Source organism: Trueperella sp. HMSC08B05 (genome assembly GCF_001808405.1).
GTDB lineage: Bacteria > Actinomycetota > Actinomycetes > Actinomycetales > Actinomycetaceae > Trueperella > Trueperella bernardiae.
On the sequence record NZ_KV793243.1, the window covers coordinates 1 to 23,777 of the forward strand.

25 protein-coding genes are annotated in these 23,777 nt (G+C 67.3%); 7 read left to right on the forward strand and 18 right to left on the reverse strand.

The features are described 5' to 3' along the window. From HMPREF3167_RS05355 to HMPREF3167_RS05395, 9 genes are all read right to left on the reverse strand, one after another. Nucleotides 1–1,660: 2Fe-2S iron-sulfur cluster-binding protein (locus HMPREF3167_RS05355; RefSeq protein WP_148132396.1), on the reverse strand; the 1,660-nt coding region annotated here is incomplete at its 3' end. After that, complete coding sequence (gene nuoF, locus HMPREF3167_RS05360; protein WP_070445902.1) at nucleotides 1,657–2,997, reverse strand: NADH-quinone oxidoreductase subunit NuoF; 1,341 nt, start codon at nucleotides 2,995–2,997, stop codon at nucleotides 1,657–1,659. The genes nuoF and HMPREF3167_RS05355, both read right to left, overlap by 4 nt. Next, complete coding sequence (gene nuoE / locus HMPREF3167_RS05365; RefSeq protein ID WP_070445905.1) at nucleotides 2,994–3,671, reverse strand: NADH-quinone oxidoreductase subunit NuoE; 678 nt, start codon at nucleotides 3,669–3,671, stop codon at nucleotides 2,994–2,996. The genes nuoF and nuoE overlap by 4 nt, the downstream gene beginning before the upstream one ends. Further along, nucleotides 3,671–5,014 (reverse strand): NADH-quinone oxidoreductase subunit D, encoded by a 1,344-nt coding sequence (locus HMPREF3167_RS05370; protein WP_070445908.1) that lies wholly within the window; start codon nucleotides 5,012–5,014, stop codon nucleotides 3,671–3,673. Before HMPREF3167_RS05370 ends, nuoE begins: the two co-directional genes overlap by 1 nt. Continuing rightward, a complete protein-coding gene (locus HMPREF3167_RS05375; RefSeq protein ID WP_062613383.1) occupies nucleotides 5,014–5,694 on the reverse strand; it encodes an NADH-quinone oxidoreductase subunit C in 681 nt (226 codons plus the stop codon). The genes HMPREF3167_RS05370 and HMPREF3167_RS05375 overlap by 1 nt, the downstream gene beginning before the upstream one ends. A 17-nt stretch (nucleotides 5,695–5,711) precedes the next feature. After that, nucleotides 5,712–6,266, reverse strand: a complete 555-nt coding sequence (locus HMPREF3167_RS05380) for an NADH-quinone oxidoreductase subunit B (RefSeq protein WP_062613381.1) — start codon at nucleotides 6,264–6,266, stop codon at nucleotides 5,712–5,714. Between the two features lie 5 nt (nucleotides 6,267–6,271). Further along, nucleotides 6,272–6,631 carry an NADH-quinone oxidoreductase subunit A gene (gene ndhC, locus HMPREF3167_RS05385; RefSeq protein ID WP_062613379.1) on the reverse strand — a complete coding sequence of 120 codons (360 nt, stop codon included), beginning with the start codon at nucleotides 6,629–6,631 and terminating at the stop codon, nucleotides 6,272–6,274. Nucleotides 6,632–6,722: 91 nt separating this feature from the next. Continuing rightward, nucleotides 6,723–7,994: a geranylgeranyl reductase family protein gene (locus tag HMPREF3167_RS05390; protein ID WP_062613377.1), complete on the reverse strand. Its 1,272-nt coding sequence runs from the start codon at nucleotides 7,992–7,994 to the stop codon at nucleotides 6,723–6,725. Nucleotides 7,995–8,123: 129 nt separating this feature from the next. Next, complete coding sequence (locus HMPREF3167_RS05395; protein ID WP_062613375.1) at nucleotides 8,124–8,825, reverse strand: class I SAM-dependent methyltransferase; 702 nt, start codon at nucleotides 8,823–8,825, stop codon at nucleotides 8,124–8,126. A 39-nt stretch (nucleotides 8,826–8,864) separates the two neighbouring features. Here HMPREF3167_RS05395 and HMPREF3167_RS05400 point away from each other — a divergent pair, with 39 nt between their 5' ends. After that, nucleotides 8,865–10,118, forward strand: coding sequence for an isochorismate synthase (locus tag HMPREF3167_RS05400; protein ID WP_068538653.1), 1,254 nt, complete (start codon nucleotides 8,865–8,867; stop codon nucleotides 10,116–10,118). A 41-nt stretch (nucleotides 10,119–10,159) separates the two neighbouring features. On the opposite strand, the gene HMPREF3167_RS05405 is transcribed toward HMPREF3167_RS05400, so the two are convergent. Next, the gene (locus HMPREF3167_RS05405) at nucleotides 10,160–12,022 is read right to left on the reverse strand and encodes a S1C family serine protease (protein WP_244899224.1); all 1,863 of its coding nucleotides are present in this window, start codon (nucleotides 12,020–12,022) and stop codon (nucleotides 10,160–10,162) included. A 354-nt stretch (nucleotides 12,023–12,376) separates the two neighbouring features. Here HMPREF3167_RS05405 and HMPREF3167_RS05410 point away from each other — a divergent pair, with 354 nt between their 5' ends. Further along, nucleotides 12,377–13,636: an ATP-binding protein gene (locus tag HMPREF3167_RS05410; RefSeq protein WP_068538651.1), complete on the forward strand. Its 1,260-nt coding sequence runs from the start codon at nucleotides 12,377–12,379 to the stop codon at nucleotides 13,634–13,636. 231 nt (nucleotides 13,637–13,867) lie between these two features. Here HMPREF3167_RS05410 and menD read toward each other — a convergent pair whose 3' ends face one another. Together menD and HMPREF3167_RS05420 are read right to left on the reverse strand one after the other, a co-directional pair. Continuing rightward, nucleotides 13,868–15,493 carry a 2-succinyl-5-enolpyruvyl-6-hydroxy-3-cyclohexene-1-carboxylic-acid synthase gene (gene menD, locus HMPREF3167_RS05415; RefSeq protein ID WP_070445912.1) on the reverse strand — a complete coding sequence of 542 codons (1,626 nt, stop codon included), beginning with the start codon at nucleotides 15,491–15,493 and terminating at the stop codon, nucleotides 13,868–13,870. Further along, a complete protein-coding gene (locus tag HMPREF3167_RS05420) occupies nucleotides 15,490–16,467 on the reverse strand; it encodes an o-succinylbenzoate synthase (protein WP_068538649.1) in 978 nt (325 codons plus the stop codon). Before HMPREF3167_RS05420 ends, menD begins: the two co-directional genes overlap by 4 nt. Nucleotides 16,468–16,494: 27 nt before the next feature. Between HMPREF3167_RS05420 and HMPREF3167_RS05425 the strand changes: the two genes are divergently transcribed. Continuing rightward, nucleotides 16,495–17,472, forward strand: coding sequence for a 1,4-dihydroxy-2-naphthoyl-CoA synthase (locus HMPREF3167_RS05425; RefSeq protein WP_082661138.1), 978 nt, complete (start codon nucleotides 16,495–16,497; stop codon nucleotides 17,470–17,472). 4 nt (nucleotides 17,473–17,476) lie between these two features. On the opposite strand, the gene HMPREF3167_RS05430 is transcribed toward HMPREF3167_RS05425, so the two are convergent. Further along, nucleotides 17,477–17,980 carry a CPBP family intramembrane glutamic endopeptidase gene (locus HMPREF3167_RS05430; protein ID WP_256359272.1) on the reverse strand — a complete coding sequence of 168 codons (504 nt, stop codon included), beginning with the start codon at nucleotides 17,978–17,980 and terminating at the stop codon, nucleotides 17,477–17,479. Further along, a complete protein-coding gene (locus HMPREF3167_RS09835; RefSeq protein ID WP_143601983.1) occupies nucleotides 17,904–18,170 on the reverse strand; it encodes a hypothetical protein in 267 nt (88 codons plus the stop codon). The genes HMPREF3167_RS05430 and HMPREF3167_RS09835 overlap by 77 nt, the downstream gene beginning before the upstream one ends. A gap of 123 nt (nucleotides 18,171–18,293) precedes the next feature. On the opposite strand from HMPREF3167_RS09835, the gene HMPREF3167_RS05440 reads away from it, so the two are divergent. From HMPREF3167_RS05440 to HMPREF3167_RS05455, 4 genes are read left to right on the forward strand one after another with little or no spacing between them, the layout of a single operon-like run. Then, nucleotides 18,294–19,412, forward strand: a complete 1,119-nt coding sequence (locus HMPREF3167_RS05440) for a TDT family transporter (protein WP_210382972.1) — start codon at nucleotides 18,294–18,296, stop codon at nucleotides 19,410–19,412. 45 nt (nucleotides 19,413–19,457) lie between these two features. Further along, on the forward strand, nucleotides 19,458–20,702 hold the full coding sequence (locus tag HMPREF3167_RS05445; protein ID WP_070445918.1) for an AMP-binding protein: 1,245 nt from the start codon (nucleotides 19,458–19,460) through the stop codon (nucleotides 20,700–20,702). A gap of 26 nt (nucleotides 20,703–20,728) precedes the next feature. Continuing rightward, on the forward strand, nucleotides 20,729–21,601 hold the full coding sequence (locus HMPREF3167_RS05450) for a 1,4-dihydroxy-2-naphthoate polyprenyltransferase (protein WP_062613358.1): 873 nt from the start codon (nucleotides 20,729–20,731) through the stop codon (nucleotides 21,599–21,601). Nucleotides 21,602–21,640: 39 nt separating this feature from the next. Continuing rightward, the gene (locus HMPREF3167_RS05455; protein WP_068538646.1) at nucleotides 21,641–22,060 is read left to right on the forward strand and encodes a PLD nuclease N-terminal domain-containing protein; all 420 of its coding nucleotides are present in this window, start codon (nucleotides 21,641–21,643) and stop codon (nucleotides 22,058–22,060) included. Nucleotides 22,061–22,089: 29 nt separating this feature from the next. Here the strand turns inward: HMPREF3167_RS05455 and HMPREF3167_RS05460 are convergent, their stop codons facing one another. The 4 genes from HMPREF3167_RS05460 to HMPREF3167_RS05470 all read right to left on the reverse strand — a co-directional run bounded on the left by HMPREF3167_RS05460 (nucleotide 22,090) and on the right by HMPREF3167_RS05470 (nucleotide 23,732). Further along, nucleotides 22,090–22,752, reverse strand: a complete 663-nt coding sequence (locus HMPREF3167_RS05460) for a histidine phosphatase family protein (RefSeq protein ID WP_062613355.1) — start codon at nucleotides 22,750–22,752, stop codon at nucleotides 22,090–22,092. 5 nt (nucleotides 22,753–22,757) lie between these two features. Next, entirely contained in the window at nucleotides 22,758–23,216 is a 459-nt protein-coding gene (locus tag HMPREF3167_RS05465) for a MarR family winged helix-turn-helix transcriptional regulator (protein WP_062613353.1), read from the reverse strand. Between the two features lie 132 nt (nucleotides 23,217–23,348). Continuing rightward, nucleotides 23,349–23,447: a 30S ribosomal protein bS22 gene (locus tag HMPREF3167_RS09420; protein WP_005504750.1), complete on the reverse strand. Its 99-nt coding sequence runs from the start codon at nucleotides 23,445–23,447 to the stop codon at nucleotides 23,349–23,351. A 75-nt stretch (nucleotides 23,448–23,522) separates the two neighbouring features. Next, a complete protein-coding gene (locus HMPREF3167_RS05470; RefSeq protein ID WP_062613352.1) occupies nucleotides 23,523–23,732 on the reverse strand; it encodes a helix-turn-helix domain-containing protein in 210 nt (69 codons plus the stop codon). Nucleotides 23,733–23,777: the final 45 nt, after the last annotated feature.

A 23,777-nucleotide genomic window follows, 5' to 3' on the forward strand; every position in this document is an offset into this window, starting at 1 on the left:
GGCGGACGGCTGCGGACAGAGCGCCCGGGGGGTCGGCCGCGCGCTCACCCACGAGGATGATGGAGCCGGCGGCGGAAAGATCAGCGAACGCCTCGCCGAAGCCCTCAGCGCCGCCCGCGGCGATCGCGTCGAGCACCTCGGCCTCCGTACCCGGCACCGCCGGCAGGAAGCGAGCGTTCATCTTCGACGTGCCCAGCGTCTTGTAGGCGGAGACCACCGTGACCGCCGTGGTCTTCGCCAGAACGCCCTTGCGAAGGCGCAAGAAGACCGAGCCGATCTCGTCCTCGGCCTCCAGGCCCACCGTGAGAACGTGCCCGGCATGCTCGATGTCGGCGTAGGTGACGCCGAGCTCGGTGCCGGCCACGTGCGCCGCGAGGAACTGGTCCTCCTCGGCGCTGCCGCGGCGGGTGCGGAAGTCGATATCGTTCGTGCCGAGCGCCACGCGGGCGAACTTGGAATACGCGTAGGCATCCTCGAGGGCCAGGCGGCCGCCGGTGATGACGCCGACGCCCTTGGCCTTCGCCGCATTCAGCCCATCGGCGGCGGCCTCAAGGGCCTCGAACCACGAGATCGGGCCCTCCTCCCCCGCGATGCGCGGGTAGGTGAGGCGATCCGGGCCGGTCTGCCAGCGGAAGGCGAAGCGGTCCTTGTCCGTGATCCACGATTCGTTGACGTCCATGTCCTCCTGGGCCATGCGCCGCACCACGGTACCGCGGCGGTAGTCGACGCGAATGGCGGAGCCGGAGGCGTCGTGCTCTGTAACCGAGGGCACGGAGACCAGGTCGAACGGGCGGGCGCGGAAGCGGTAGGCCGCCGACGTCAGCGCGCCCACCGGGCAGATCTGGATGACGTTGCCGGAGAAGTAGGAGGAGAACGGCTTGCCCGTCACGTCCATCTCACCCACGGCCACCGGGCCGGCCGAGAAGCCGACCTCGCGGCCCGAATCGCCGTCCGGGCCCGAGTAATCGTTGAGCACGTCCGGGGCGTGGCCGCCCTCGACCGCGAAGTCGAGGACCGAGGCGTCGAAGTTACCGATCTGCGAGCCGTGCAGGCCGTGGACCTCGCGCCCGGCCGAACCGCCGCCGCGGCCCTGAAGCTGGATGAAGGCGTCGCCCGCAATCTGCGTGGAGAAACGCGTGCAACGTTGGCACAGGATGCAACGGTCGCGATCAAGCAGGATCTGGGAGGACACCGAGATCGGCTTGGGATAGGTGCGCTTGATGTCAATGAAGCGCGACTCCCCGCGGCCGTCCGTCATCGCCTGGTTCTGCAGGGGGCACTCGCCGCCCTTGTCACACACCGGGCAGTCCATCGGGTGGTTGATGAGCAGGAACTCCATGACACCGTGCTGGGCCTTCTCCGCCACCTGCGAGGACGCGGCCGTGAAGACCTCCATGTTCGGCGACACCGTCACCGCGCACGCCGGCTGCGGCTTAGGCATCTTCGCCACCACGCCCTCACGGTTCGGGGTAGCCACCTCCACGAGGCACTGACGGCAGGCCGCCGCGGGCGCCAATAGCGGGTGGTCACAGAAACGCGGGATGTGCACGCCGATCTTCTCGGCGGCGCGAATGATCAGCGTCCCCTTCGGAACGGAGACCTCCTTGCCGTCAACCTTGATCGTGACAAGATCGACGGGTGCGTGATCAGTGGTTGTCATTGAACACCTACTTCGCGGAACAGGACGGACTTCTCAGGCGGGAAGAGCTCGGCGGCCGGCGTCGTGTAGCCAGCCTCAAACTCGGACCGGAACAGGTCAATGGCAGAACGGATCGGGGTGGCCGCCGCGTCGCCAAGCGCGCAGAAGGAACGTCCGAAAATGTTGTCGGCAATCTCGTACAGCAACTCGATCTCGCCCTCGCGGGCCTTTCCAGCCTCGAAGCGGTGCATGAGCTGGCGCATCCAGTACGTGCCCTCACGGCACGGGGTGCACTTGCCGCACGATTCGTGCTGGTAAAAGTCGGTCCACCGCGACACGACGCGGACCACCGACACGGTCTCATCGAATACCTGGATGGCGCGCGTGGCGAGCATGGAACCGGAGGCCGCCACCTCGTCGTACCCGAGCGGGACGTCCAGGTGATCGGGCGTGCACAGCGGCGCCGAGGAACCGCCCACCGCGTAGAACTTCAGCTCGTGGCCGTCGCGGATGCCGCCGGCCATCTCCAGCAGCTCGCGCATCGTGATGCCGAACGGGGCCTCGTACTGACCCGGGTTCTTCACGTGGCCGGACAGAGAAAAGATGCCGTGACCTCGGGAGTTCTTCGTATCGGCGCCCATCGCCTGGAACCAGTCAGCACCGTGGTTGATGATGCCGGGAACCGAGGCGATCGATTCGACATTGTTGACTACCGTGGGGCGGGCATACAGGCCCTCAACCGCTGGGAACGGGGGCTTCAGGCGCGGCTGGCCGCGGAAGCCCTCGAGCGAATCGAGCAACGCGGTCTCCTCACCACAGATGTAGGCGCCGGCGCCGGCGTGGACCGTGATGTCCAGGTCGTAATCGCCGTTCGGGCCCAGGCCCTTGCCCAGCAGCCCGGCCTCGCGGGCCTCGCGCACGGCAGCGAGCAGGCGGCGATAGACGTGAACGACCTCGCCGCGTAGGTAGATAAAGCCGTGGTGGCCGCCGATGGCGAGCATGCAAATCATCATGCCCTCCACCAGCAGGTGCGGGTTCGCCATGAGGAACGGGATGTCCTTACACGTGCCCGGCTCCGACTCGTCAGCGTTGACCACGAGGTAGCGCGGGCCGCCGTCGGGAGCGGGAAGGAAGGACCATTTGAGGCCCGTGGGGAAGCCTGCACCGCCACGGCCGCGCAGGCCGGAGTCCTTGATCACGTTCGTGATCGCGCCGTCTTCCTTCGCCATCTCCCAGGCCTTCTTGATCGCCTGGTAGCCGCCGTTCGCCCGGTACGTCTCGAGCGTCCAGGAGCGCTCCTTGTCCCAAGTGTCAGACAGCACCGGGGAGAGGGGTCCTGCGGGTGAAAACTCAGTCATTTCGTCTCCTCCACTGCCTTCGGCGCGGACCAGCCGTGCTCGCGGGCGATCTTCAGGCCGCGCAGCGAGGCCTCACCGGCCGCCGGGCCCTCGTCGACATGGCCGTCCTCGAAGCCGGCCAGCACGCGGGAAATCTCCTTAAAGGTGTGCACCTTCTCCGGGCCGCGCGTGGGGTGGATGTCCCTGCCCGCACGGATGTCGTCCACGATCTGCTTCGCCGACGCCGGGGTCTGGTTGTCGAAGAACTCCCAGTTGACCATGACGACGGGCGCGTAGTCGCAGCCCGCGTTGCACTCGAGCTGCTCGAGCGTGATCTTGCCGTCCTCCGTGGTCTGGTCGTGGCCCACGCCGACGTAGTCGGTGAGCTCCTCCCAGATCTGGTCGCCGCCCATGACGGCGCACAGCGCGTTGGTACAAACGCCCACGTTGTATTCGCCGTTGGGGTGGCGCCGGTACTGCGAGTAGAAGGTGGCAACCGCGGACACCTGCGCGCGGGTCAGGCCCAGGATGTCGGCGACCAGCGTGATGCCACGCGGCGAGCAGAAACCATCCTCGGACTGCACGAGGTGCAGCAGCGGCATGATCGCCGAACGCGACTGCGGGTAGCGCGAGATGACCTCGGCGGCGTCGGCGCGAAGACGCGCCTCGACTTCTGGCGTGTAATTCGTAGCCATTAGCGGTCCACTCCTCCCATCACGGGATCGACGGCGGCCAGCGCGATGATGAGGTCAGCCAGCAGGCCGCCCTCCGCCATGAGCGCCAGCGACTGCAGGTTGTTGTAGCCCGGATCGCGGAAGTGCGCGCGGTAGGGACGCGTGCCGCCATCGGAGACCAGGTGCACGCCCAGCACGCCCTTGGCGTGCTCAATGATCGAGTAGGCCTGGCCGGCCGGTACACGGAAGCCCTCCGTGACCAGCTTGAAGTGGTGGATGAGGGATTCCATCGACTCGGTCATGATGTGACGCACGTGCTCGGGGCTGGTGCCCTGGCCGTCGGAAGCGATCGAGAGCTGCGCGGGCCAGGCGATCTTCTTGTCGTCAATCATCACCGGATCGCCGGCGGTCCTCTCCAGCTCGTCCAGCACCTGGTAGATGATGCGGATCGACTGGTAGCACTCCTCGAACTTGACCTTGATGCGGTTGTACGCATCACACTTGTCGGCCACCGGCACGTCAAACTCGTACTTCTCGTAGCCGCAGTAGGGCTGGGTCTTGCGCAGGTCCCACGGCACGCCAGCGGCGCGCACCGACGGGCCCGTCATCGACAGGGCCATGAGGGCCGACAGCGGAGAGACCGCGACGTCGACGTGGCGCTTCAAGAAGATCGGGTTCGCCATCGTCAGGTCCTGCATCTCCGAGATCGTGTTACGGATGCCGGGGAGCAGTTCACGGATGTAGTCGATGCCGCCTTCGGGCAGCTCCTCCATCACGCCGCCGGGGCGGATGAACTCGTTGTTCATGCGCAGGCCGGTGATGTCCTCCATGATGCGCAGGATGTCCTCGCGCAGGCGGAAGGTTAGCGTCAGCATCGTGGTGGCGCCGAGCTCGTTACCGCCCGAGCCGATGCCCACGATGTGGGAGCTGATGCGGGTGAGTTCCATGAGCAGCACGCGGATCGCCTGGGCGCGCTCGGGGATCTGATCCTCGATGCCGAGCAGCTTCTCCACCGCCATGCAATAGCCGACCTCCTGGAAGATCGGCGCCACGTAGTCCATGCGCGTGCAGAACGCCACGCCCTGGGTCCACGTGCGGTACTCCATGTTCTTCTCGATACCGGTGTGGAGGAAGCCGGTGGCGGCGCGAACTTCGTTCACGCGCTCCCCGTCAAGCTCAACCTGGACGCGCAAAACGCCGTGCGTGGAGGGGTGGACCGGGCCGAGATTGACGACGATGTGCTCTTCGCCCAGCTCCTCAGCGTCCTTGGCGATATCGCCCCAATCCCCGCCCACGGCCTCGTAAATCTTGGCGTTCTCCATCGACTCTTCGGTCGCTGCGCGGGTCGCGTATGTGGAATTCATTAGTTGTACTCCCTCCGTGTATCCGGCGGCGGAATAACTGCGCCCTTGTACTCAACCGGGATGCCGCCAAGCGGGTAGTCCTTGCGCTGCGGGTGGCCGACCCAGTCGTCGGGCATCGCCGAGCGTGTCAGACCCGGGTGCCCGTCAAAGATGATGCCCATGAGGTCGAACGCCTCGCGCTCGGACCAGTCATCGCCCGGGTAGACGGAGCAGATGGAGGGCATGTGCGGGTCGTCGTCGGGGCACGTGACCTCGAGGGCGATCATGCGATTGTGGGTGATGGAGAAGAAGGGGAAGTACGCGTGTAGCTCGCGGCCCTTGTCCATCGGGTAGTGCACGGCCGAGACACCGAGGCACATTTCGAAGCGCAGGTCCTGGTCGTCGCGCAGGTAGCGCGCCACGAGCGGCAGGCGCTCACGCTTGATGAAGATGACCAGCTGGCCGCGGTCCACCGAAATCTTCTCGATGACGTCACGCTCGGTCAGGCCGTCAGCCTGGGCGAGCTCGATGATGATGTCCACCACCTCGTCGAACCAGCCGCCGTACGGGCGCGACGACGGCGGGGCGATGACGGCGACCTCTTCGTTCCCGGTAAAGCCGGTGGTGTCGCCCGTATCCTTCACGCCCCACATACCCTTGCGGGTAGCGATGACCGAACCGGCCCCAGCGTTTGGCACCATAGCGCCTTCGTGTTCACTCACGCCAGCAGTCCCTTCTTCTCTTCGACGGGGATCGCAGCAAGTGCGGCCTGCTCGGCCTTGCGCGCGATCTCCTTACGGTGTTCGCCGATCGGGCGGCCCTCAACGTGGTGCTTGCGCAGCTCGAAGATGGCGTTGATCAGCATCTCCGGGCGCGGCGGGCAGCCTGGCAGGTACACGTCCACCGGCACGAGGTGGTCGATGCCCTGCAAGATGGCGTAGTTGTTGAACATGCCGCCCGAGGAGGCGCACACGCCCATCGAGATGACCCACTTGGGCTCGGCGAGCTCGTCATAAATGTTGCGCACAACCGGGGCCATCTTGTGACTCACACGGCCGGAGACCAGCATGAGGTCTGCGTGACGCGGCGAGGCGCGGAAGACCTCCATGCCGATTCGCGAGGCGTCGTAGCGCACGGCACCGAACGACATCATCTCAATAGCGCAGCAGGCAAGGCCCATGGTGACGGGCCAAAGCGAACGGGCCTGCGCCCAGCCGCCGACGGCCTCGATACCCGTGAGGAGCTTGCCGGATGCCTTTTCTTCAATTCCCATTTATTTCACTCCCACTCCAGGCCGCCACGACGCCATTCGTAAATGAACGGGACGGTGATGAGGAAAACAAAGACGCCAATCGAGATGACACCCGCCAGCCCGAGGTAGCCGGCCGAGACCGCCCACGGGTAGAGAAAGACCACCTCGATGTCGAAAATAATGAAAGTCATGGCCGTCAAGAAGTACTTGATCGGGAAGCGGCCCTCGTGCCCCGCGTTCGGGGTGGCTTCAAGGCCGCACTCGTAGTTCGCGACCTTGACGCGGTTGTAGCGCTTGGGGCCAATGATTGCCGACACCAAAAGGCCGGCAACCGCGACCACGCCACCGGCAATGATCATCACGAGAAGCGGAACATACGAATACATCAGTCCTCCACATGTTCTTTCATCTTCGAAAAGTGGGCGCTCATGTGTGCACCACTTCTCACTTTACAGTTTTGCCCACGAAAAAATGTGCTCATGCGCGCGGCACCGCCTTCGACAGCGCCGTGATGAGACGATCCATCCAATCCCCGTCGTGGCGATCATATGAATCGGACAGGAGCTTCATCACCAGGGTCATGAGCGTGGAGCGCGGCAGGCCGTACTTGACGCACAGGTGCATGATCTCAGGGCGCTCGATGAGCGCGGCGAAGACCCGTCCCAACGTGTAGTAGCCGCCGAGCTCGGCGCCCAGCTGGCGCGGGTATTCGGCCATCACCCGGTCTTGGGCACCGAGAGGGCCGTGGGTCAGGGCCTGGGCGATCGAGTCGGCGGCCAGGCGGCCCGCCAGTAGCGCGGGCCCGATGCCCTCTCCATTGAAGGGCGAGACCATGCCGCCCGCGTCGCCCACCAGCACCAGCCCGCTCGCGTAGTGCGGCTTGCGGTTGAACGCCATGGGCAGCGCGGCGCCGCGGATCGGGCCGCGCTGGGTGTCGGCGTTCATCTGCCACTCCTCGGGGGTGTTGGCCAGCCACTGCTGGAAGACCTTGCGGTGATCGACGCCAGTGGCCTTCGCGGTGGACGACAGGGAGCCGAGCCCCACGTTGATGAGCCCGTCCCCCACGGCGAACGCCCACGCGTAGCCGGGCAGTTGCTCGGATTCACCGGGCTTGCCCGCCCACAGCTCCAGCCAGGACTCCATCATGTCGGTGCTGGCCAGCGGGGATTCGAAGTAGGTGCGGTAGGCCACGCCCATCGGGCGCATCATGTCCTTCTCCCGCCCCACCGCGATTGACAGCCGCGCGGCCACTCCCCCGGCGTCGACCACGAAGCGGGCGGAGAAGGTCATCTCCTTCTTGCGGTCGGCACTCGAGCGGGCGGTGACGCCCACGACGCGGCCGGAGGGCTCGTGGATGAGCGGGCCTGTGACCGTGACGCCCTCGCGCAGGCGGGCCCCGGAGGCCACGGCGTGGCGGATGAGCATGTGGTCGAAGTCCACGCGCCGGTTGGCGCTCCCCCATGAAGGCATGGAGGCCAGCTCGGGCCAGGGCACCTCGATCATGTGGCCGGCGCCATACGCGCGCACGCCGTAGTTGCGCACCCAGCCCTCCTCCTCGGGCAGGGAGATGCCCATGCGGATGAGTTCTGACACCGCGCGCGGGGTCAGCCCGTCGCCACAGATCTTGTCACGCGGGAAGGTTGCCTTTTCCAGCACGAGCACGTCGATACCGTTTTGTGCGAGGTAGTGTGCGGTGGCTGCTCCGGCAGGACCACCGCCGACGACGATCACGTCAGCATGCTCCCTCATAGCCACCACCTTTCGCCGGCGAGCACGAAATCTCGCCATAACGGCCCAAGTCTACGCAACTGTTAGGGGCTTGAAAAATTATGGTGCGGGTATTAACAGCACAGTTGACTTGCGCAAATAGGTGGCCCATCAACGCTCGATCGGCTTGGTCGCACGATGCAAGGCCACGACCCCGTTCGACAGGTTGCGATACTCCACTTCGCTCCACCCGGCCTCTTGGATCCGCTTCGCAAAAACCTCCTGGCGCGGCCAGGACAGGATCGACTCCACGAGGTAGTCGTAGGCCTCGGCGTCGGACGAAACCGCGAAGGCGATGGTGGGCAGCACGTCGGCCAGGAAGAAGCGGTAGGCGCGGCGGAAGGGCGCGAAGGTGGGCCGTGAAAATTCGGTCACCACGAGCTTGCCGCCCGGCTTCGTCACGCGCAACATCTCGCGCAGAGCCTTATCCGGATCGTTGACGTTGCGAAGTCCGTAAGAAATGGTGGTGACGTCGAAGGAATCGTCCTCGAACGGCAGGTTCGTGGCGTCGGCCTGGACGAACTTCAGTTCGGGGTGACGCAGGCGCCCCTTCTCCATCATTCCCTCGGAGATGTCGGAGGCGACGACGTCGGCCCCCGCGGTTGCATACGTGACCGACGAGGAGCCCGTGCCTGCGGCGATGTCGAGGATAGACATGCCGGGGCCGGGCGCGATCGCCTCACGGGTGGCGACTCTCCACACGTCGATGAGGCCGAAGGTGAGGATGAAGTTGGTGCGGTCGTATTTGGAGGACACCTGGTCAAACATCGCTGCGACGTCCGCCGGGACCTTCTCCAGAGTGGCTCGTTTCATGACTGCATTTAACCATCTTGGCACGTAAGATCGTTATTCGTGTTTACCATTCCACACCTGCGAGCCCAGACAACCGCCCTGCCTACGCCCCCGGTTTTGACCGAGCTCATGCCCGCGTCGGCTGGCGCGCTCGCGTGGCTGAAGGACGGGCGCGGCTTCATTGCCGCAGGCGAGGCCGCCCGTTACGACCACGGGCGCGACGGGGCGGGCACCCGCTTCGCGCTCGCCTCGCAGTGGTGGATCGAGGTGGTGCAGGCCGCAGAGATTCGTGACACGCTTCTCCGCCCCGGCACCGGGCTTGTGAGCATGGGCTCGTTCGCCTTCGCCGCCGATTCGCCCGTCGGTTCTGCGCTCATCGTGCCCCAAGTGGTGGTGGGATTCGACGGAGAGGTCGGTTGGCTAACCTTCATCGGCCCCGCCGACCTTGACGTCTTCGACACCCTCACCCCGGATGCCCTGGCGCTGGTGGACGCCGCGCTTCGGCCGTCGTCGGGAAGCTACGCCAGCCACGGGAAGGTGCGCGCCGACGACGTCGATGTGGCGGTTTACCGCGACAAGGTGACGCGGATCCAGGAGCGGATCGCGGCGGGGAGCGTGCGCAAGGTGGTGCTGGCGCGCGAGCTGCAGGTGGAGGCCGAACGCGAGATCGACGAACGCTACGTGGTGGCACGGCTGGCGGCGGCCTACCCGCAGTGCTGGACGTTCGCGGTGGACGGACTGGTGGGGGCCACCCCGGAGCTGCTGGCCGCGGGCACGGGGCGCGAGGTGGAGGTCAAGGTGCTGGCCGGCACGCTCCCCCGCGGCGAGGCGGACGTGCAGGCGCTGCTGGATTCGGCGAAGGACGCCTGCGAGCACCGGCTGGCCGTGGAGTCCGTGGTGGAGAAGCTGGAAAAGCTCGGCCGGGTGGAGGTGGCGCCCACCGAGGTGCTCACCCTGCCCAACGTGTTGCACCTGGCCACACAGGTGCGGGCGGAGTTGGAGATTGAGGCGACGTCGTTGCAGGTGGCGGGCGCGCTTCACCCGACGGCGGCGCTCGGCGGCACGCCCACGTTGCGCGCGCTCGACACGATCGCAGAAATAGAAGGTATCGACCGCGACCGCTATGGCGCGCCCGTGGGGTGGATGGACACCCGCGGGGGCGAATGGTGCATCGCGCTGCGCTGCGCCCGGATCGAGGGGCGGCAGGCAATCGCGTGGGCCGGCGGCGGCATCATGGCCGACTCCGACCCGGACGCCGAATACGCCGAGACGGAAGCGAAGCTTGCTCCCGTGCTCGGCGCACTCGGAGGGTAAGGCCCTGTGGGCGGTAGCCGCGGCTGCCGCAGGGCGGGACGTTAGTTCTGGTCGGCGCGGGTGGCGAGCGTGACGTCCACGTTCACCAACTCCCCGTTGCGGGCCACGAGCAGGGTGACGACGTCGCCGGAACTGAACTGACGCACGTAACCCGTGAGCGCGAGCGCCGAGGCGACATCGCGGTCGCCGATCTTGAGGATCACGTCGCCCTCCTGCAGGTTCGCCTCCGCGGCCGGCGTGCCGGGCTCCACCCGGCCGATCTTTGCACCCTTCCAGTTCGTGCCGTCAGCCTGGCCGACGCCGTCGACAATGCTCACGCCCAGGAATGCGTGCTCGGCCACGCCGTTGTTGATCAGCTGATTGGCGATGGTCTTGGCGAGATTGATCGGGATCGCGAAGCCCAGGCCGATCGAGCCGGACTGGCTGGACTCGCTCCCGGACAGGGTGGCGATCGAGGAGGCGACGCCGATCACCGCGCCGCTCGAATCGAAGACCGGGCCGCCCGAGTTGCCGGGGTTGACCGCCGCGTCGATCTGGACAGCGTTCGTCACCACGCGCGTAGCCGACGCCGGGCTGGACTCGCTGACGGTCTGGACCGGGCGGTCGAGGGCGGAGATGATGCCGGTGGTCATGGTCGAAGACAGGCCGAGCGGGTTGCCGATCGCGGCCACGGGCTGGCCAACCTTGAGGGCCGAGGAATCACCGAAGCGGGCCACGGTGAGGTCCTTCGGCGGGTTGACCAGTTTGATGACCGCGAGGTCGGTCGCCGCGTCAGTGCCGACGATCTCCGCCTGGTAGACCCGGGAATCGGAGAGCGTGACGTAGACCTGGTCCGCGCCCGAGACCACGTGGTCGTTCGTAATGATGTGGCCGTCTTCGTCAATAATGAAGCCCGATCCGGCAGTGTCACCCTTCGCGCCACTCACGTTAATCGAGACCACCGCGTTGCTAACCGCTGCAGCCACCGCCTGCCAGTCCGTGCCATCCACGTTCGAGACCGTCTCGGTTACTCCCGACGTTGTCGACGTCGGCATCGCCGCCGGGCGGGCCGTACCCCACCGTGCCGACACCACACCCACTCCGATTGATCCACCCAGCAGTGAGGCGATGAGGCCTACCGCGATGAGGGCCATCCAACCCGGGCCGCGGCGGCGCTTCTTCGCCGGCTGAGGTGTGGCCCACGCAGGGGCCTGGCCGGAGCCGGGTTGGCCGGGGTGGCCCGGCTGGTTCGGGTTGCCGGGCTGGCCTGGCTGCGGGCCGTAGCCCGACGGGCCGTTCGGGCTGGCGAAACCGCCGGCCACAGGCAACGGCTGGGTGGGCCGGGTCGGCTGCAACGGCTGCGTCGGATGGCTCGAGCCGGCGGGCTGGCTGAGCTGCGCCTGCGGAGCCGGTTGTCCCGACTGTGTAGGCCGCGCCGCCTGGCCGGCCTGCCCCTGAGAAACCGTCTGCGCCGGCTGTTCTGCCGGGCGGGGCACTCCTGCCTCCGAGCTGCGATACACCTTGGGGTGCTCGGGAGCTCCCGGGACGACGCCGGCACCCGCACCCGGCACGCGCTCCGGGTTATTCGGCACCTGGCCAGATACCGGAGCTGGCATGGGCGAGGGACGCTGGTCTGCCGCCGGCGTCGGGCGGAAAGTCGGGGCGGCGTCATGCGTCTGCTCGGCGGGCGCCGGGCCCTCCTCTGCCCGTGCCGGGCGCTCCTCCTGCGCCGGCATCATGGGCGCCGGGCCCTCCTCGTGCGACGATGCCGCGGGCGCCGACTCCGTGCGCGCTCCGCTCTCATCCTCGACCGGGGTCTCAGCCAGGGTCTGCGCCGGCGATATTTCAGGTTTACCTGCTACCGGGTTCGCGCCCTGGGGGGCCGATGTGTCGTCGGCGGGGCCGCGTTCCTCATGCTCGTTCATTCGTTCTCCTTTCCAACGCCGGGATGCCGGCTATAGGAACAGATTCCATCTTTAATCTTTTCAAAGAGTGAAGAATTCCTGAAACTTGGCTGGGAGTTCCGGCCCGGGCGCGCCTCCGCGCCGGCTCGTCCGTAGACAACAGGTGAACCTGAGAAGTCTCGTCAGTAAAAACGCCCCTTCCGGCCCCAGACTCACCAGTTACCCACACCGGCCGCCGGCTGGACCCAGCCACTAAATCACAGAGCACCTTGCCACCAAAGCACATAGCATATTGCCACCAAACCACAGAGCACCTTGCCACCAATCAACAGAAATGCCTAGACGCCCAAGCGAATAGTACCTAGGATGACCTGCATGAGCGCTATTATCCCAAGGAATTCAGCACCCCTCCTCCGGCAGCTGACGGATCATTTCCCGGCTGTCGAGGTTCTGGGTGCACGGCAGGTGGGAAAGTCGACGCTCACCCAGCAGGTTTCCGAGGAGTTGGCGTCAGCCGGCACGTCAGTTGCGAGCTTCACGATGGACGACCCGGAAACTCGAAGCGTCGCTCTCGATGATCCCAGGGGTTTTCTTGCTCAGAACCCCGGCGGCATGCTGGTCATTGACGAGTTTCAACGGGTGCCCGAGCTCATTCTCTCGCTGAAGGCCGAGATCGATCGCTACCGCAGACCCGGCCGCTTTCTGATTACTGGTAGCTCTCAGCTGACGACGGGTACTGCCGCCGCGGACAGCCTGGCCGGCCGAGTGGCCAGCTTGCAGATGCGCGGCTTTAGCCAGGGAGAGCTGAGCGGCATGCGGGATGACTTCGTTTCGCGCACGCTCGGCAGGCTCAACCCCGCAGGCGAGACCTCGCCGCTGACCCGTAGCGATTACGTCGACGCGATATCCCGCGGCTCCATGCCAGAAGCGCAACACCTTCCAGAGCGGATGAGACAAACGTGGATGAGGTCGTACACCACCCGCGTGACCTCACGGGATATCCAGGACCTATCGAAGATCCAGCGCCCAGAGCAGGTGATGGCGTTGCTTCGCACGCTTTCTGCTGTGCAAGGATCGGAGGTGGTTATCGGCCGTTTGGCCAATGAGCTCAGCATTCCGGCAAGCACTGCCGCGCAGTACCTGCGCCTGCTCGAAGGGCTGTTCCTCGTGGACCTCTTGCCGCCGTGGACACCCAATCTGCTCAAGCGTGAGGTGGGCCGCCACAAGGTCGTCATCAGCGACCCCGGCCTTGGCATGTGGCTCACCGGCGCAAAACCGGCCACGCTCAAGGACCTCGTTCGAGGCCAGGCGTTCGGCGGGATGCTGGAGGCATTCGTGGCAAGCGAGTTGCTTCGCCAGAAGACCTGGTCCTCGGAGGAATGGGAGCTCTTCCACTACCGCAGCCCGGACGGCCGCGAAATCGACCTGGTCATTGAACTCGACGACGGCCGCGTCATCGCCTTGGAAGTCAAGGCAGCGTCCTCTGTTGGGACTGTCGATTACAAGCACCTGACGTGGTTGCGTGATCAGCTGGGCGAGCGCTTCATCGCCGGATATGTCCTCACCACAGACAGCCGCGGGCGTCTCCTCGGCGATCGCCTCGCCGCACTCCCCGTCGCCTCCCTCTGGGGCTAGATTGCCCGGCGGATTACCGGCGCCCGGGCCGGCGCCGGGCACCCAGTTCCAGGGCCCCTCCGACAGAACTCGTGAAAATACCGGCTACCGATTCCCATAGGCACCAGGTCGATCTCAGATTCACGATTTACGCCGGGCACACCCGGAGCCAGGCGCGAACGAGACCCGCCGGGCCAGATTATCGGCGGCGTTTGCCGGCCAGACACCGCCTCCTCCTAGCCGGCCATCCGCCTAACTCCCCAGTGCGGCGAGCACTCGCTCGGCCAGGCCCTGGCGGGCGGCACGTTCGGCGGCCATGGGCACGCGCCCGGCGTCGATGTGCACGATCCGCACCCCGAACTGCCCTGCCAGCGCCTCCCGCAGCTCCGCCATCTCCCGCACGCGCACGTATTGCGCCCCCACGGCCCGCGCGAACGCCTCCACGTCCAGGCGCTTCTCGGTGCGGAACACTCGATCGTAGGCCTCTTCGGGCCCGGCCCCGTATTCGAGCGTGGAGAACAGCGAGCCGCCGTGATCGTCGATGACGACGACGTCGAGCCTCGGCCCGGCCTGCCTCGCGGTGGCCACGAGCGAGGTGGCGTCGTGGATGAAGGCGAGGTCGCCGACCACCACACGGGTGGGCTGACCCGTGGCGAGCGCGGTGCCGATGGCGGTGGACATCGTGCCGTCGATGCCGGCAAGCCCCCGGTTGGCGTACAGCGGCCCGGCCGGCGCACGCCCATAGAGGTTGACCTCGCGGATGATGGTGGACGCGGCCAGGTGGGTGGGCACCGGCGATTCGGTGAGGGACCGCGCGATCGCCGGCGTCGACATCCCGGCCTCCGCCAGCGCTTCCTCGATCGCCACCTCGGCGCAATGGGAGGCCTCCTGCCACTCGGCCAGCCACAAATCAGGCGAGCCCGCCACGAGCCCGGGCACGTCGGCAAGCTCCACGACCTCCGCGATCCCGGCCACGTCCGTGTAACCGACGGCCTCGTCCACAGCGTAGACCTCGCCGGCGGAAAGCAAGACTGACACGTCGCGCGTGAGGGTGGGATGCCCAAGCACCACCACTCGCTCGATCCGCTCCCCCAGCCCAGTGCGCAACAGGAGCGGGTGGGCGGCCACGGCGTTCGGGTGCCCGCGCAGCTCGGAGGTCGGCTCGGCGAGGATCGGCACCCCGCCCAGGTCTGGCAGCTCCCGCGCGTACAGCGGGTTCGACCTACTCGACGGCCCGGCAACGACGACCGTCCGCCGACCAGCGCCCAGGCCCTCGCCCACACCGCCCTCGCCAAGGTCACCCGCGCCCGCGCGCCCGCAGTCCTCGGCAACGCTCTCCCACGGCCCGCCCGGCATGAGCGGTTCGCGGAAGGCCACGTTGATGAGCACAGGCCCGGCCTGGCGCGTCGCAGCCCGGGCTGCCCGCACCACCTGCCCGCGTAGGGCCGGCGCGTCGGCCGCGATCTCGGCCACGAAGCGCACGGAGCCCTCGAGCACGCCGCGGTGGTCGGCGGTCTGGGAGGCCCGCACGCCTCGCCGCTCGTGCGGCCGGTCCGCGGCGAGCACGATGAGCGGCACGCCCGCATACCGCGCCTCCTCCACCGCCGGGTGCAGGTTCGCAACGGCCGAGCCCGACGTCGTGACCACCGCCGCCACCTGCCCCGCGAGCCCCGAGCCCAGGGCCACGAAGCCTGCCACCCGCTCGTCGGTCTCCACGTGGAGCTCGACCACGCCGGCGGCCTCGGCGTCCGCGAGCGCGTACGCGAGCGGTGCCGACCGCGATCCGGGGCACAGCACGAAGCGCCGCACCCCCTGGCGTACCAGTTCGGCCACGATCTCGCGCGCCATCCGCGTTGACGCCTCTACCTGCTCGTTCACGCTAGCCCTCCCATGAATTCGTATTCGCCGCGCACATGCCCTGCCCCCTCGGCCACCTCCCACATCTGTGCTAGCCGCCGTTCCCAGGCGCAGGCCAACTCGGCCCCCACGGGTAGGCTGCGCGCCGGGTCGGGAACGACGTCGCGCACCGCGATCTGCCCGCCCTTGGGCGCGAGCGGCTCGGCCACGACGTCGTCCACGAAGAGCCGCGTGGTGGCAAGCCCGCAGGCGTGCGGCAGCTCGGGCAGGGCGGCGGCGAAGGCGAGTCCGGCGCGCAGGCCCACCGAGCTTTCGAGCGCAGAGGAGACAACCACCGGCATGGCGAGCGCCTCGGCGAGCGCAAGCGCGGCGCGCACGCCCCCAAGCGGCTGGTTCTTGAGGACGGCCACGTCGGCGGCCTCGCGGCGCACCACCTCGAGGGGGTCGGCGCCGCGGCGGATGGATTCGTCGGCGGCGATTGGCACGTCCACGCGCCGGCGCACCTTCGCCAAATCCTCCACGCCAGGGCAGGGCTGCTCGACGTATTCGAGTCTCCCGGCGGCACGGTCCATCTGCCGGATCTGGGCTACGGCCGTGTCAACGTCCCACGCAGCATTCGCGTCCACCCGGATCTTCGCCGCCGGTTGCGCGGCCCGCACGGCCTCCAACCGCGCCAGGTCCTCGGCAAGCGCGCCCGCGTGATCAGCGATCTTCACCTTGAACGTGGCGCAGCTCGACGCCGCGGCCAACGCGTAGGCTACCTCCGCATCCACTGCCGGGATGGTCTCGTTGACCGGCACGGCGCCGCGCAACGGGGCGGGCAGCCCGGCCGCGGCCTCGACACCGGCGGCCAGCCAGCGAGCCGACTCCACGGCGTCGTAATCCCAAAACGGGCTCACCTCGCCCCAGCGCTCGCCCTTGACGAGCAGCCCGTCGCGCTCAGTGAGGCGCCGGAAGCGGTTTTTGAGCGCAAGGCGGTAGACGTAGAACTTCACCGTTCCACCATAAGGCACAATGGTGGCATGACTATCACTGCCCTGCCCCACAAGGTTTCCGACATCTTCGACCCGCGTCGCTGGCGCGCCGTGCCCGGCTTCCCCGACGCCGACATCACCTACCACCGCGGCGTCGAGCGCGTGTACGACGACGACCGCCCCGTTGCCGAGCGCGACCTCCCGGTTGCCCGCATCGCTTTCAACCGGCCACAGGTGCGCAACGCGTTCCGGCCCGAGACGGTCGACCAGCTCTACCGCGCGATCGACCACGCGCGGCTGTCGGGAGAGGTGGGCACGGTGATCCTCACGGGCAACGGCCCGAGCCCGAAGGACGGCGGTTGGGCATTTTGCTCCGGTGGCGACCAGCGCATTCGCGGCCGGGACGGCTACAAGTATGGCGGGGAGGACGACGCCGCGGCCAACGCCGCCACCCGGGCCGAGACCTCACACGCCGGGCGCCTGCACATCCTCGAGGTCCAGCGCCTCATGCGCACTTCGGGCATGATCTTCATCGGCGCGATCAGCGGTTGGGCCACGGGCGGCGGGCACTCGCTCAACGTGCTGTGCGACCTCTCACTTGCCTCGATCGAGCACGCGCGTTTCATGCAGGTGGACGCCAACGTCGGCTCCTTCGACGGCGGTTACGGCGCCGCGCTCCTTGCCCGGCAGGTGGGTGACAAGCGCGCCCGCGAGATCTTCTTCCTCGCCCGCGAGTACTCGGCTCACGACGCCGAACGCTGGGGCGTGGTCAACGAGGCGGTCCCCCACGCCGAGCTGGAGGACAAGGCGCTCGAGTACGCCCGCATCATGTCCACGAAGTCCCCGCAGGCCCTGCGCATGCTGAAGTTCGCCTTCAACCTCGCCGACGACGGGCTGGCCGGCCAGCAGGTCTTCGCCGGGGAAGCCACCCGCCTGGCCTACATGACGGCAGAAGCGCAGGAGGGGCGTGATGCCTTCCTGGAGAAGCGGGCCCCGGACTGGTCGAGCTTCCCGTTTTATGCGTGAGCCGCTACGGTTCTCGCAGGCGCGACGTTTGCCAACCGCAGGAGCGTAGGATCGCCATCACGAGCAGGCCAACCGTTGCCAGCGGAAGCAGGTAGGTGACGAGGGGGTAAGAGATCTCTCTTGCGAGGGACTGGCCGATCGCCCCGTTCGCCTGCGCCACATAGTTCCACAGCATGTGCCCGACCACGAGGGGGCTCACCATCGCCGTCGTGCGGAAGAAGGCCACCGCGAAAACTGACAGTGGAAGGAAGCCGAGCAGGATGGCCAGCGACCCGTGGTGCAGGTGGATGACGCCGCGTACCAGTGCCGACACGGCAAGGATGAAACCCCAGCCGCGCCCGTAACGGCGCGAGAGCAGTGCAATGATGCCAACGTTCGCGAGCTCCTCCGCGCCGCCCACGATGATTGGGCTAAGGAAAGCGAGGGTGGGGCTAAAGCCTGCGTAGTTCCCTGCTCTCGAATCCCCAGCCCCCTCCCCGGCGCATCGCGAGGTAGACTGCCGCAGCACAGAGGAACCAGAGGACGTGAGCAACGATCGCGACCGGCGTGCCCGTCACCAGGGCGTTCGACACGAGCCACGGCGTCTCATCCCCGACCCGCGGCGAGACATAGTAGACGACGTTATCGACGACGAGCGCCGCCGTGGGCACGAGTGCGACCACCGCGGCAGCCAGTACGCTCCAAGATCGGTTCGTCATGTCGCACACACTACCGCCCGCGCCCGCGCGTCGCCCCTGCTCGTGGGGTTGCGTCCCGCATTGTGAGCGACGCGGCCAACCAACTACTTCTCAGACAACCTGTTGGAGGAGCACCCTGGAAGGGTGAACGCGAAACAGTCTTCCACGCACGCCCCCACGCACACCCCTGTGCCCGCGCCGTCTACGACGCCGGCCCCCAAGCTCCCTCCCATCGGCCCGGCCTGGTTCCCGGCCGCCATGGGCACGGGCATCCTAGCCAACCTGCTCCAGACCCACTCGGACCATTTGCCGGGTGCGGGCGCGGCCGCCGTCGTCGTTCTCGCGATCGCCTGGGCGGTGCTCGTCACGCTGATCGTGGGCTACATCGTGCGGATCTCGCTTTCGCGCGACGCGTTCTCGATCACGTTGCGCGACTCCACGCAGACCCCGATGTGGGGCACCGTGTCGATGGGCATCCTCTCGGTCGGCTCGGCCACCGCCACGATCGTGCCCGCGCACTGGCCGCACCTGACCGACGCCGCCTGGCACATCGACACCGTCACCTGGATCGTCGGCGCTACAATCGGCATCATCACGGCGCTCGGCTTCGCGACGCGACTGGTGGGCAAGGACCTTGGCGCGCCGACTACGGTGTGGGGCCTGGCCGTGGTCGGGCCGATGGTCGCCTCAACCACGGGCGCCGGACTCGTGCCGCACGTGTCAGAGACGTTCCAGTTCTGGCTGCTAACGACCTCCGCGGCCTCCTTCTTCCTCTCCCTCTTCCTGGGCGTGGCCGTGTTCGCCACCGCTTACCGCCACCATTGGCGGGTGGAGCCGTTGCCGTTGGCCGCGAGCGCAAGCGCCTGGATTCCGCTCGGCATGGTAGGGCAGTCGACGGCGGCCGCCCAGTCGGTGGCCCTGCAGTCCACCTACATGCTGCTCCCCGACTACGCGGGCAGCGCACAGGACGTGGCCAACGCCTATGGGTACTTCATGCTGGTGATCGGCGTACCGCTGGTGGCGTGGGCCACGGTGATGACCGTCCGCGGGTTTATCGGCCGCATGCCGTTCGCGCCGGGCTGGTGGGCGCTGACCTTCCCCATCGGCACCCTCGCCCTCGGCGCCACCCTGCTCTCGCGTGGCACCGGGATCGGCGCGCTCATGTGGCTGGGCACGTTCGGCACGCTGGTGCTGGTCGGCACCGTGACGCTGTGCCTGTTCGCCTCCAGCTTCTCGATCGCCCGCCGCGGCATGGCCTGGTGAGCGCCGCGATTTGAAGTGCGCCGCCCGCGCGGCAACGATAGAGGGATGAAGATCATCGACGGCGGTCGCGGCGCCTCCGCCCTTGCCCGCGTTCACGACGCCGTCCTGCCCGCCTTGCGCACGTGGCTCGCCGGTGGCGTCCCCGAGCCGCTGTTCGTGGTCGCGCCCGGGACGGATCGGGACGCGGTGGTCGCCGAGGTGGGGGGCTTCGAGGCGGCGGGATTTCCTATCCCCGACGGCACGGGCCTGCTCATGCGCACGTCCGGCTCCACCACCGGGCAGGGCAAAATCGTTGCCATCTCCTGGGACTCCCTCACCGCGTCCGCGCGCGCCACGCACGCCGCTTTCGGCGGGCCCGGCCGCTGGGCCTGCCAGCTTCCCCTCGACCACATCGCCGGCTTCCAGACCGTGGCCCGCAGCGCGCTCGCCGAGCTCGAGGCGCTCGCCGCCGGGGCCACCCCGGAGCGCGCGGCAGCCTTCCGCCCGGCCTACGTGGGCCTCACCGACCCGGCCGCCACCCGCGCCGCCCTCCACCCCGACACCGCACCCGGCGTGCCCACCTACCTCTCCGTGGTCCCCACCCAGCTGCGCCGGATCCTCGCCACCCCCGAGCTGACGGGGGCCGTGCGCGGCGCGATCGTGCTGGTGGGAGGTGCGGCCACCGACACCGCCCTGCTCGGCGCCGCCCGCTCCACCGGCCTGGAAGTCCACACTTCTTATGGCATGACCGAGACCTGCGGCGGCTGCGTCTACGACGGGCGCCCCATCGGCGACACCGAAATCTTGATCATCGACGGTCGCATCTCCCTGCGCGGTAGCGCGGTCGCCACCTGTTATCTGGGCACCGACGCCGCGTTCGACCCGCCCGGCCGCCTCCGCGCGCCCGGCTCCCCCGCCACCCACCTCACCCGCGACGCCGGGAGGCTAGGCGCCGGTGTGCTCGAGGTCCTCGGCCGGATCGACGACGCCATCACCACCGGCGGGCTCACCGTCATGCCCCAGCTCATCGAGGAGTCCCTAGCGAAGACGGGCCGGCGGGCCGTCGTCGTCGGGGTGCCTCACCTGGAGTGGGGCGAAGCGGTAGTCGCCGTCGTCGACGACACGGACAACGCCGCGCAAAGCTGCGATATTACGGTGATGCGCAGCTGGGTCAAGCTCGAGCTTGGCGAGGGCTGGGCGCCCACGTACGTCGTGGGCGTTTCCGACATCGGGGGCCTGCCGATGACAGATTCGGGCAAGGTCAACCGGCGCAAGCTAGCCGATATCGTCGAGGACTACCTCGGGCTGTAGAATGACCAGATCTGAAAGGCAGGTACATGGCAACCCTCAATGATTGGCTCGAAGGTGCGCGCATCCGCACGCTCCCCGCGGCGGTGGCGCCCGTGCTGGCGGGCACCGGAGTCGCCATCCACGAGGGCGGCTTTTCCCTGCCCCGCGCGTTGCTCGCCGCCGGGATCGCACTTTTCTTCCAGATCGGGGTGAATTTCGCCAACGACTACTCGGACGGGGTGCGTGGCACCGACGACGTCCGCAGTGGCCCGCCCCGTCTCACCGGCGGCGGCAAGACCTCGCCCACGGTGGTCAAGGCCGCGGCGTTTACCTGCTTCGCGCTCGGCGCGGCCGCCGGACTCGCGCTCGTAGCACTGAGCGGCCAGTGGTGGCTCATTGGCGCCGGCGCCGCGGCGATCCTGGCCGCCTGGTACTACACCGGAGGCGAGCACCCGTACGGCTACATGGGCCTGGGCGAAGTGTTCGTCATGATCTTCTTCGGCTACATGGCCACGGTCGGCACCACCTACACCCAAACCGGCACGGCGCCCTGGATGGCGTGGGTGGCCGGCACCGGTGTGGGGCTCATCGCCTGCGCGCTACTCATGATCAACAACATCCGCGACATCCCCACCGACTCCGTAACCGGCAAGCGCACCCTCGCCGTCCGCCTCGGCGATAACCGGGCTCGCTGGGCCTACGTGGCCATGCTTGTGGGGGCGCTGGCCTGCGCCGTCATGATCGGGGTTGGAAGTTGGCCGGTGCTCATGGGCGCGATCGCCATCGCGCTCGGCCCGATCCTCCTCACCCCGCCAGTGTTGAAGGGCGCGGCCGGCCGCGATCTCATCCCTGTCCTTCGCGACACCGGCCTGTTCGAGCTGTGCTACGCCATCGTCCTCATCATCTCGCTCACGGCGTGAGCGCTACAGTTCCACATCAAAGTGAACTAGGGTGAAGCTGTGCTGAGAGTATTGCCTATTATCTTCGGGCTCGCGCTGATCATCTACACGTTCATCGACTGCGCGCGCACCGATTCTTCCTCCATGCCCGCCAAGATCTCCAAGCCGCTGTGGCTGGTTCTCATCGCGCTCGTGCCCGTGCTCGGTGCACTGATCTGGCTGTACTTCAAGTACCAGCACATCTTCACCTCCGGCTACTCCTCGCCGTCGTTCGGCGGGCAGAGCCCGTTCGCGCGCCCGCAAAAGCCGCGCGGCCCCGTCGCTCCCGACGACGACCCGGAGTTCCTCGCCCGCCTCGAAGCCCGCAACCGGCGCCGCGCCTACGAAGAGCGCATGCGCGAAGAGGGCCGCCTGCCCGAGGAGGACGACAAGCGCCCGGACGAGGACCACGAGGAGGGCGGCCTGTACGGCAACCGTTAGACGCGGGCCGCTCGGACGGCGTCGTGAGCCTAGGAAAGCTCGGCGGCCTCGGACGTGCCCGGCACCATGTCGGCGGCCCGGTGGAGCAGATGGCCCACCGGCTCCCAGTAATCGAGGGAGAGTAGCTGCTTGCCGGCGAACGTGAGCGACGTGACCGAGCACAGCGAACACTCGCGCTTGCGCGGGTCGGAGGCGATGGTCTTGCCCTCGATGAAGCGGCGCATCGTCCAAATCGGCAGCTGATGGGACACGAGCACGGCCTCACCACCGCGCGCCTGGTCAATCCCGCGGGCGATCGCCTGCGACATCCGCTCGATGACCTCAAGGTAGGGCTCGCCCCAGGAGGGTTCAAAAGGATTGATGTACCACGACCAGTAGCGTGGGTGGGCCAAAATCCACCTGTTCTTGTTCACCGGCACGCCCTCAAACATGTTGTCCGCCTCGATCAGGCGCGCGTCCGTGGCAATCTCAAGGCCGAATAGCTCCGCGGTAGGGGTGGCCGTCTCCACCGCACGCTCGAGCGGGGAGGCGATGACGCAACGGACGTCGTGGTCCTCGAAGGCGAGGGCGAGTTCGTCGGCCATCTCCCGGCCCAGATCGGACAGGTGGTAGCCAGGGCGGCGGCCGTACAGCACGGCCTCGGGGTTGTGAACTTCGCCGTGGCGAACCAGGTGAACGGTCGTAATATCCATGGGCACTATTGTGCCACGGGCTCCTCACAGGAGCCGATCTTGGCAAACAGCTCGCCGAGCTGGAGGAACTCTTCGGTGCTGAGGCAATCCACCAGGTTCTTGCGCACCGAATCCACATGCCTGGGGGCGGCCTGCTCCAGCTTGGCAAAGCCCGACTCCGTCAGATGACACACGATGCCGCGCCGGTCCTCCGGACATCGGGTGCGTTCAACGTAGCCCGCCCCCTCGAGGCGCTTGACCGTGTGTGTCAAGCGGGAGCGGGAGTGGACCAGGTGCTCGGCCAGATTCGACATGCGCAGCCTGCGCTCCGGGGACTCCGACAGGCGCACCAGCACCTCGTATTCGTTGAGGGTGAGGCCGGAATCGGTGACCATGTCCTGATTAATGGCCTCCAACACGCGGGCCTGCCCCGTGAGGAAGGACCTCCACGCTCTCTGCTCCGGCTCGGTCAACCAGTTCGCCATCACCCTCCACCTTTCGTTAAATCTTAAACGATTCTATCTAGGTGGGCGGTTCCCCACCACACATGGCCTACGACCGTGGTCGTAGAGACAAGAGAACCGGCCCTCAGGCCGGCTCGAATCGGGAAACCCGACTTACTTCTTGTTACGACGCTGGTGGCGCGTCTTACGAAGCAGCTTGCGGTGCTTCTTCTTCGACATACGCTTGCGACGCTTCTTAATAACGGAACCCATAGGTTACCTCCGATCGTTGGCCCGCCAGATAGAACTTAGAAAGTCTACAGCAGACAGCCAAAACACAAAAATGGCTTATGCGCCCAGGGTCTCAGCCTGGTCCATGCCACCGGACAGAAGCTGCTCAACCGCAGACACCGGAACCCGGTACGAGCCCCCAACCCGGACAGCCGGAAGCTCGCCAGAATGAACCATCCGGTATACCGTCATGCGCGAAACACGCGCCAGTTCGGCAACTTCTGCCACAGTCACAAACTGCGGCGCCGAGGCTGGAAACTGCGCCATCCTTGACCGTCCTTGTATCGCCCAAAGGCTCAAATAGTGCGTGTG

Excerpts from the sequence above, each read along its gene's own strand:
- nuoF (WP_070445902.1), bottom strand. The coding sequence starts at position 2,997 with ATGACTGAGTTTTCACCCGCAGGACCCCTCTCCCCGGTGCTGTCTGAC.
- nuoE (WP_070445905.1), bottom strand. The coding sequence starts at position 3,671 with ATGGCTACGAATTACACGCCAGAAGTCGAGGCGCGTCTTCGCGCCGAC.
- HMPREF3167_RS05370 (WP_070445908.1), bottom strand. The coding sequence starts at position 5,014 with ATGAATTCCACATACGCGACCCGCGCAGCGACCGAAGAGTCGATGGAG.
- HMPREF3167_RS05375 (WP_062613383.1), bottom strand. The coding sequence starts at position 5,694 with ATGGTGCCAAACGCTGGGGCCGGTTCGGTCATCGCTACCCGCAAGGGT.
- HMPREF3167_RS05380 (WP_062613381.1), bottom strand. The coding sequence starts at position 6,266 with ATGGGAATTGAAGAAAAGGCATCCGGCAAGCTCCTCACGGGTATCGAG.
- ndhC (WP_062613379.1), bottom strand. The coding sequence starts at position 6,631 with ATGTATTCGTATGTTCCGCTTCTCGTGATGATCATTGCCGGTGGCGTG.
- HMPREF3167_RS05390 (WP_062613377.1), bottom strand. The coding sequence starts at position 7,994 with ATGAGGGAGCATGCTGACGTGATCGTCGTCGGCGGTGGTCCTGCCGGA.
- HMPREF3167_RS05395 (WP_062613375.1), bottom strand. The coding sequence starts at position 8,825 with ATGAAACGAGCCACTCTGGAGAAGGTCCCGGCGGACGTCGCAGCGATG.
- HMPREF3167_RS05405 (WP_244899224.1), bottom strand. The coding sequence starts at position 12,022 with ATGAACGAGCATGAGGAACGCGGCCCCGCCGACGACACATCGGCCCCC.
- HMPREF3167_RS05410 (WP_068538651.1), top strand. The coding sequence starts at position 12,377 with ATGAGCGCTATTATCCCAAGGAATTCAGCACCCCTCCTCCGGCAGCTG.
- HMPREF3167_RS05425 (WP_082661138.1), top strand. The coding sequence starts at position 16,495 with ATGACTATCACTGCCCTGCCCCACAAGGTTTCCGACATCTTCGACCCG.
- HMPREF3167_RS09835 (WP_143601983.1), bottom strand. The coding sequence starts at position 18,170 with ATGACGAACCGATCTTGGAGCGTACTGGCTGCCGCGGTGGTCGCACTC.
- HMPREF3167_RS05445 (WP_070445918.1), top strand. The coding sequence starts at position 19,458 with ATGAAGATCATCGACGGCGGTCGCGGCGCCTCCGCCCTTGCCCGCGTT.
- HMPREF3167_RS05450 (WP_062613358.1), top strand. The coding sequence starts at position 20,729 with ATGGCAACCCTCAATGATTGGCTCGAAGGTGCGCGCATCCGCACGCTC.
- HMPREF3167_RS05460 (WP_062613355.1), bottom strand. The coding sequence starts at position 22,752 with ATGGATATTACGACCGTTCACCTGGTTCGCCACGGCGAAGTTCACAAC.
- HMPREF3167_RS05465 (WP_062613353.1), bottom strand. The coding sequence starts at position 23,216 with ATGGCGAACTGGTTGACCGAGCCGGAGCAGAGAGCGTGGAGGTCCTTC.
- HMPREF3167_RS09420 (WP_005504750.1), bottom strand. The coding sequence starts at position 23,447 with ATGGGTTCCGTTATTAAGAAGCGTCGCAAGCGTATGTCGAAGAAGAAG.
- HMPREF3167_RS05470 (WP_062613352.1), bottom strand. The coding sequence starts at position 23,732 with ATGGCGCAGTTTCCAGCCTCGGCGCCGCAGTTTGTGACTGTGGCAGAA.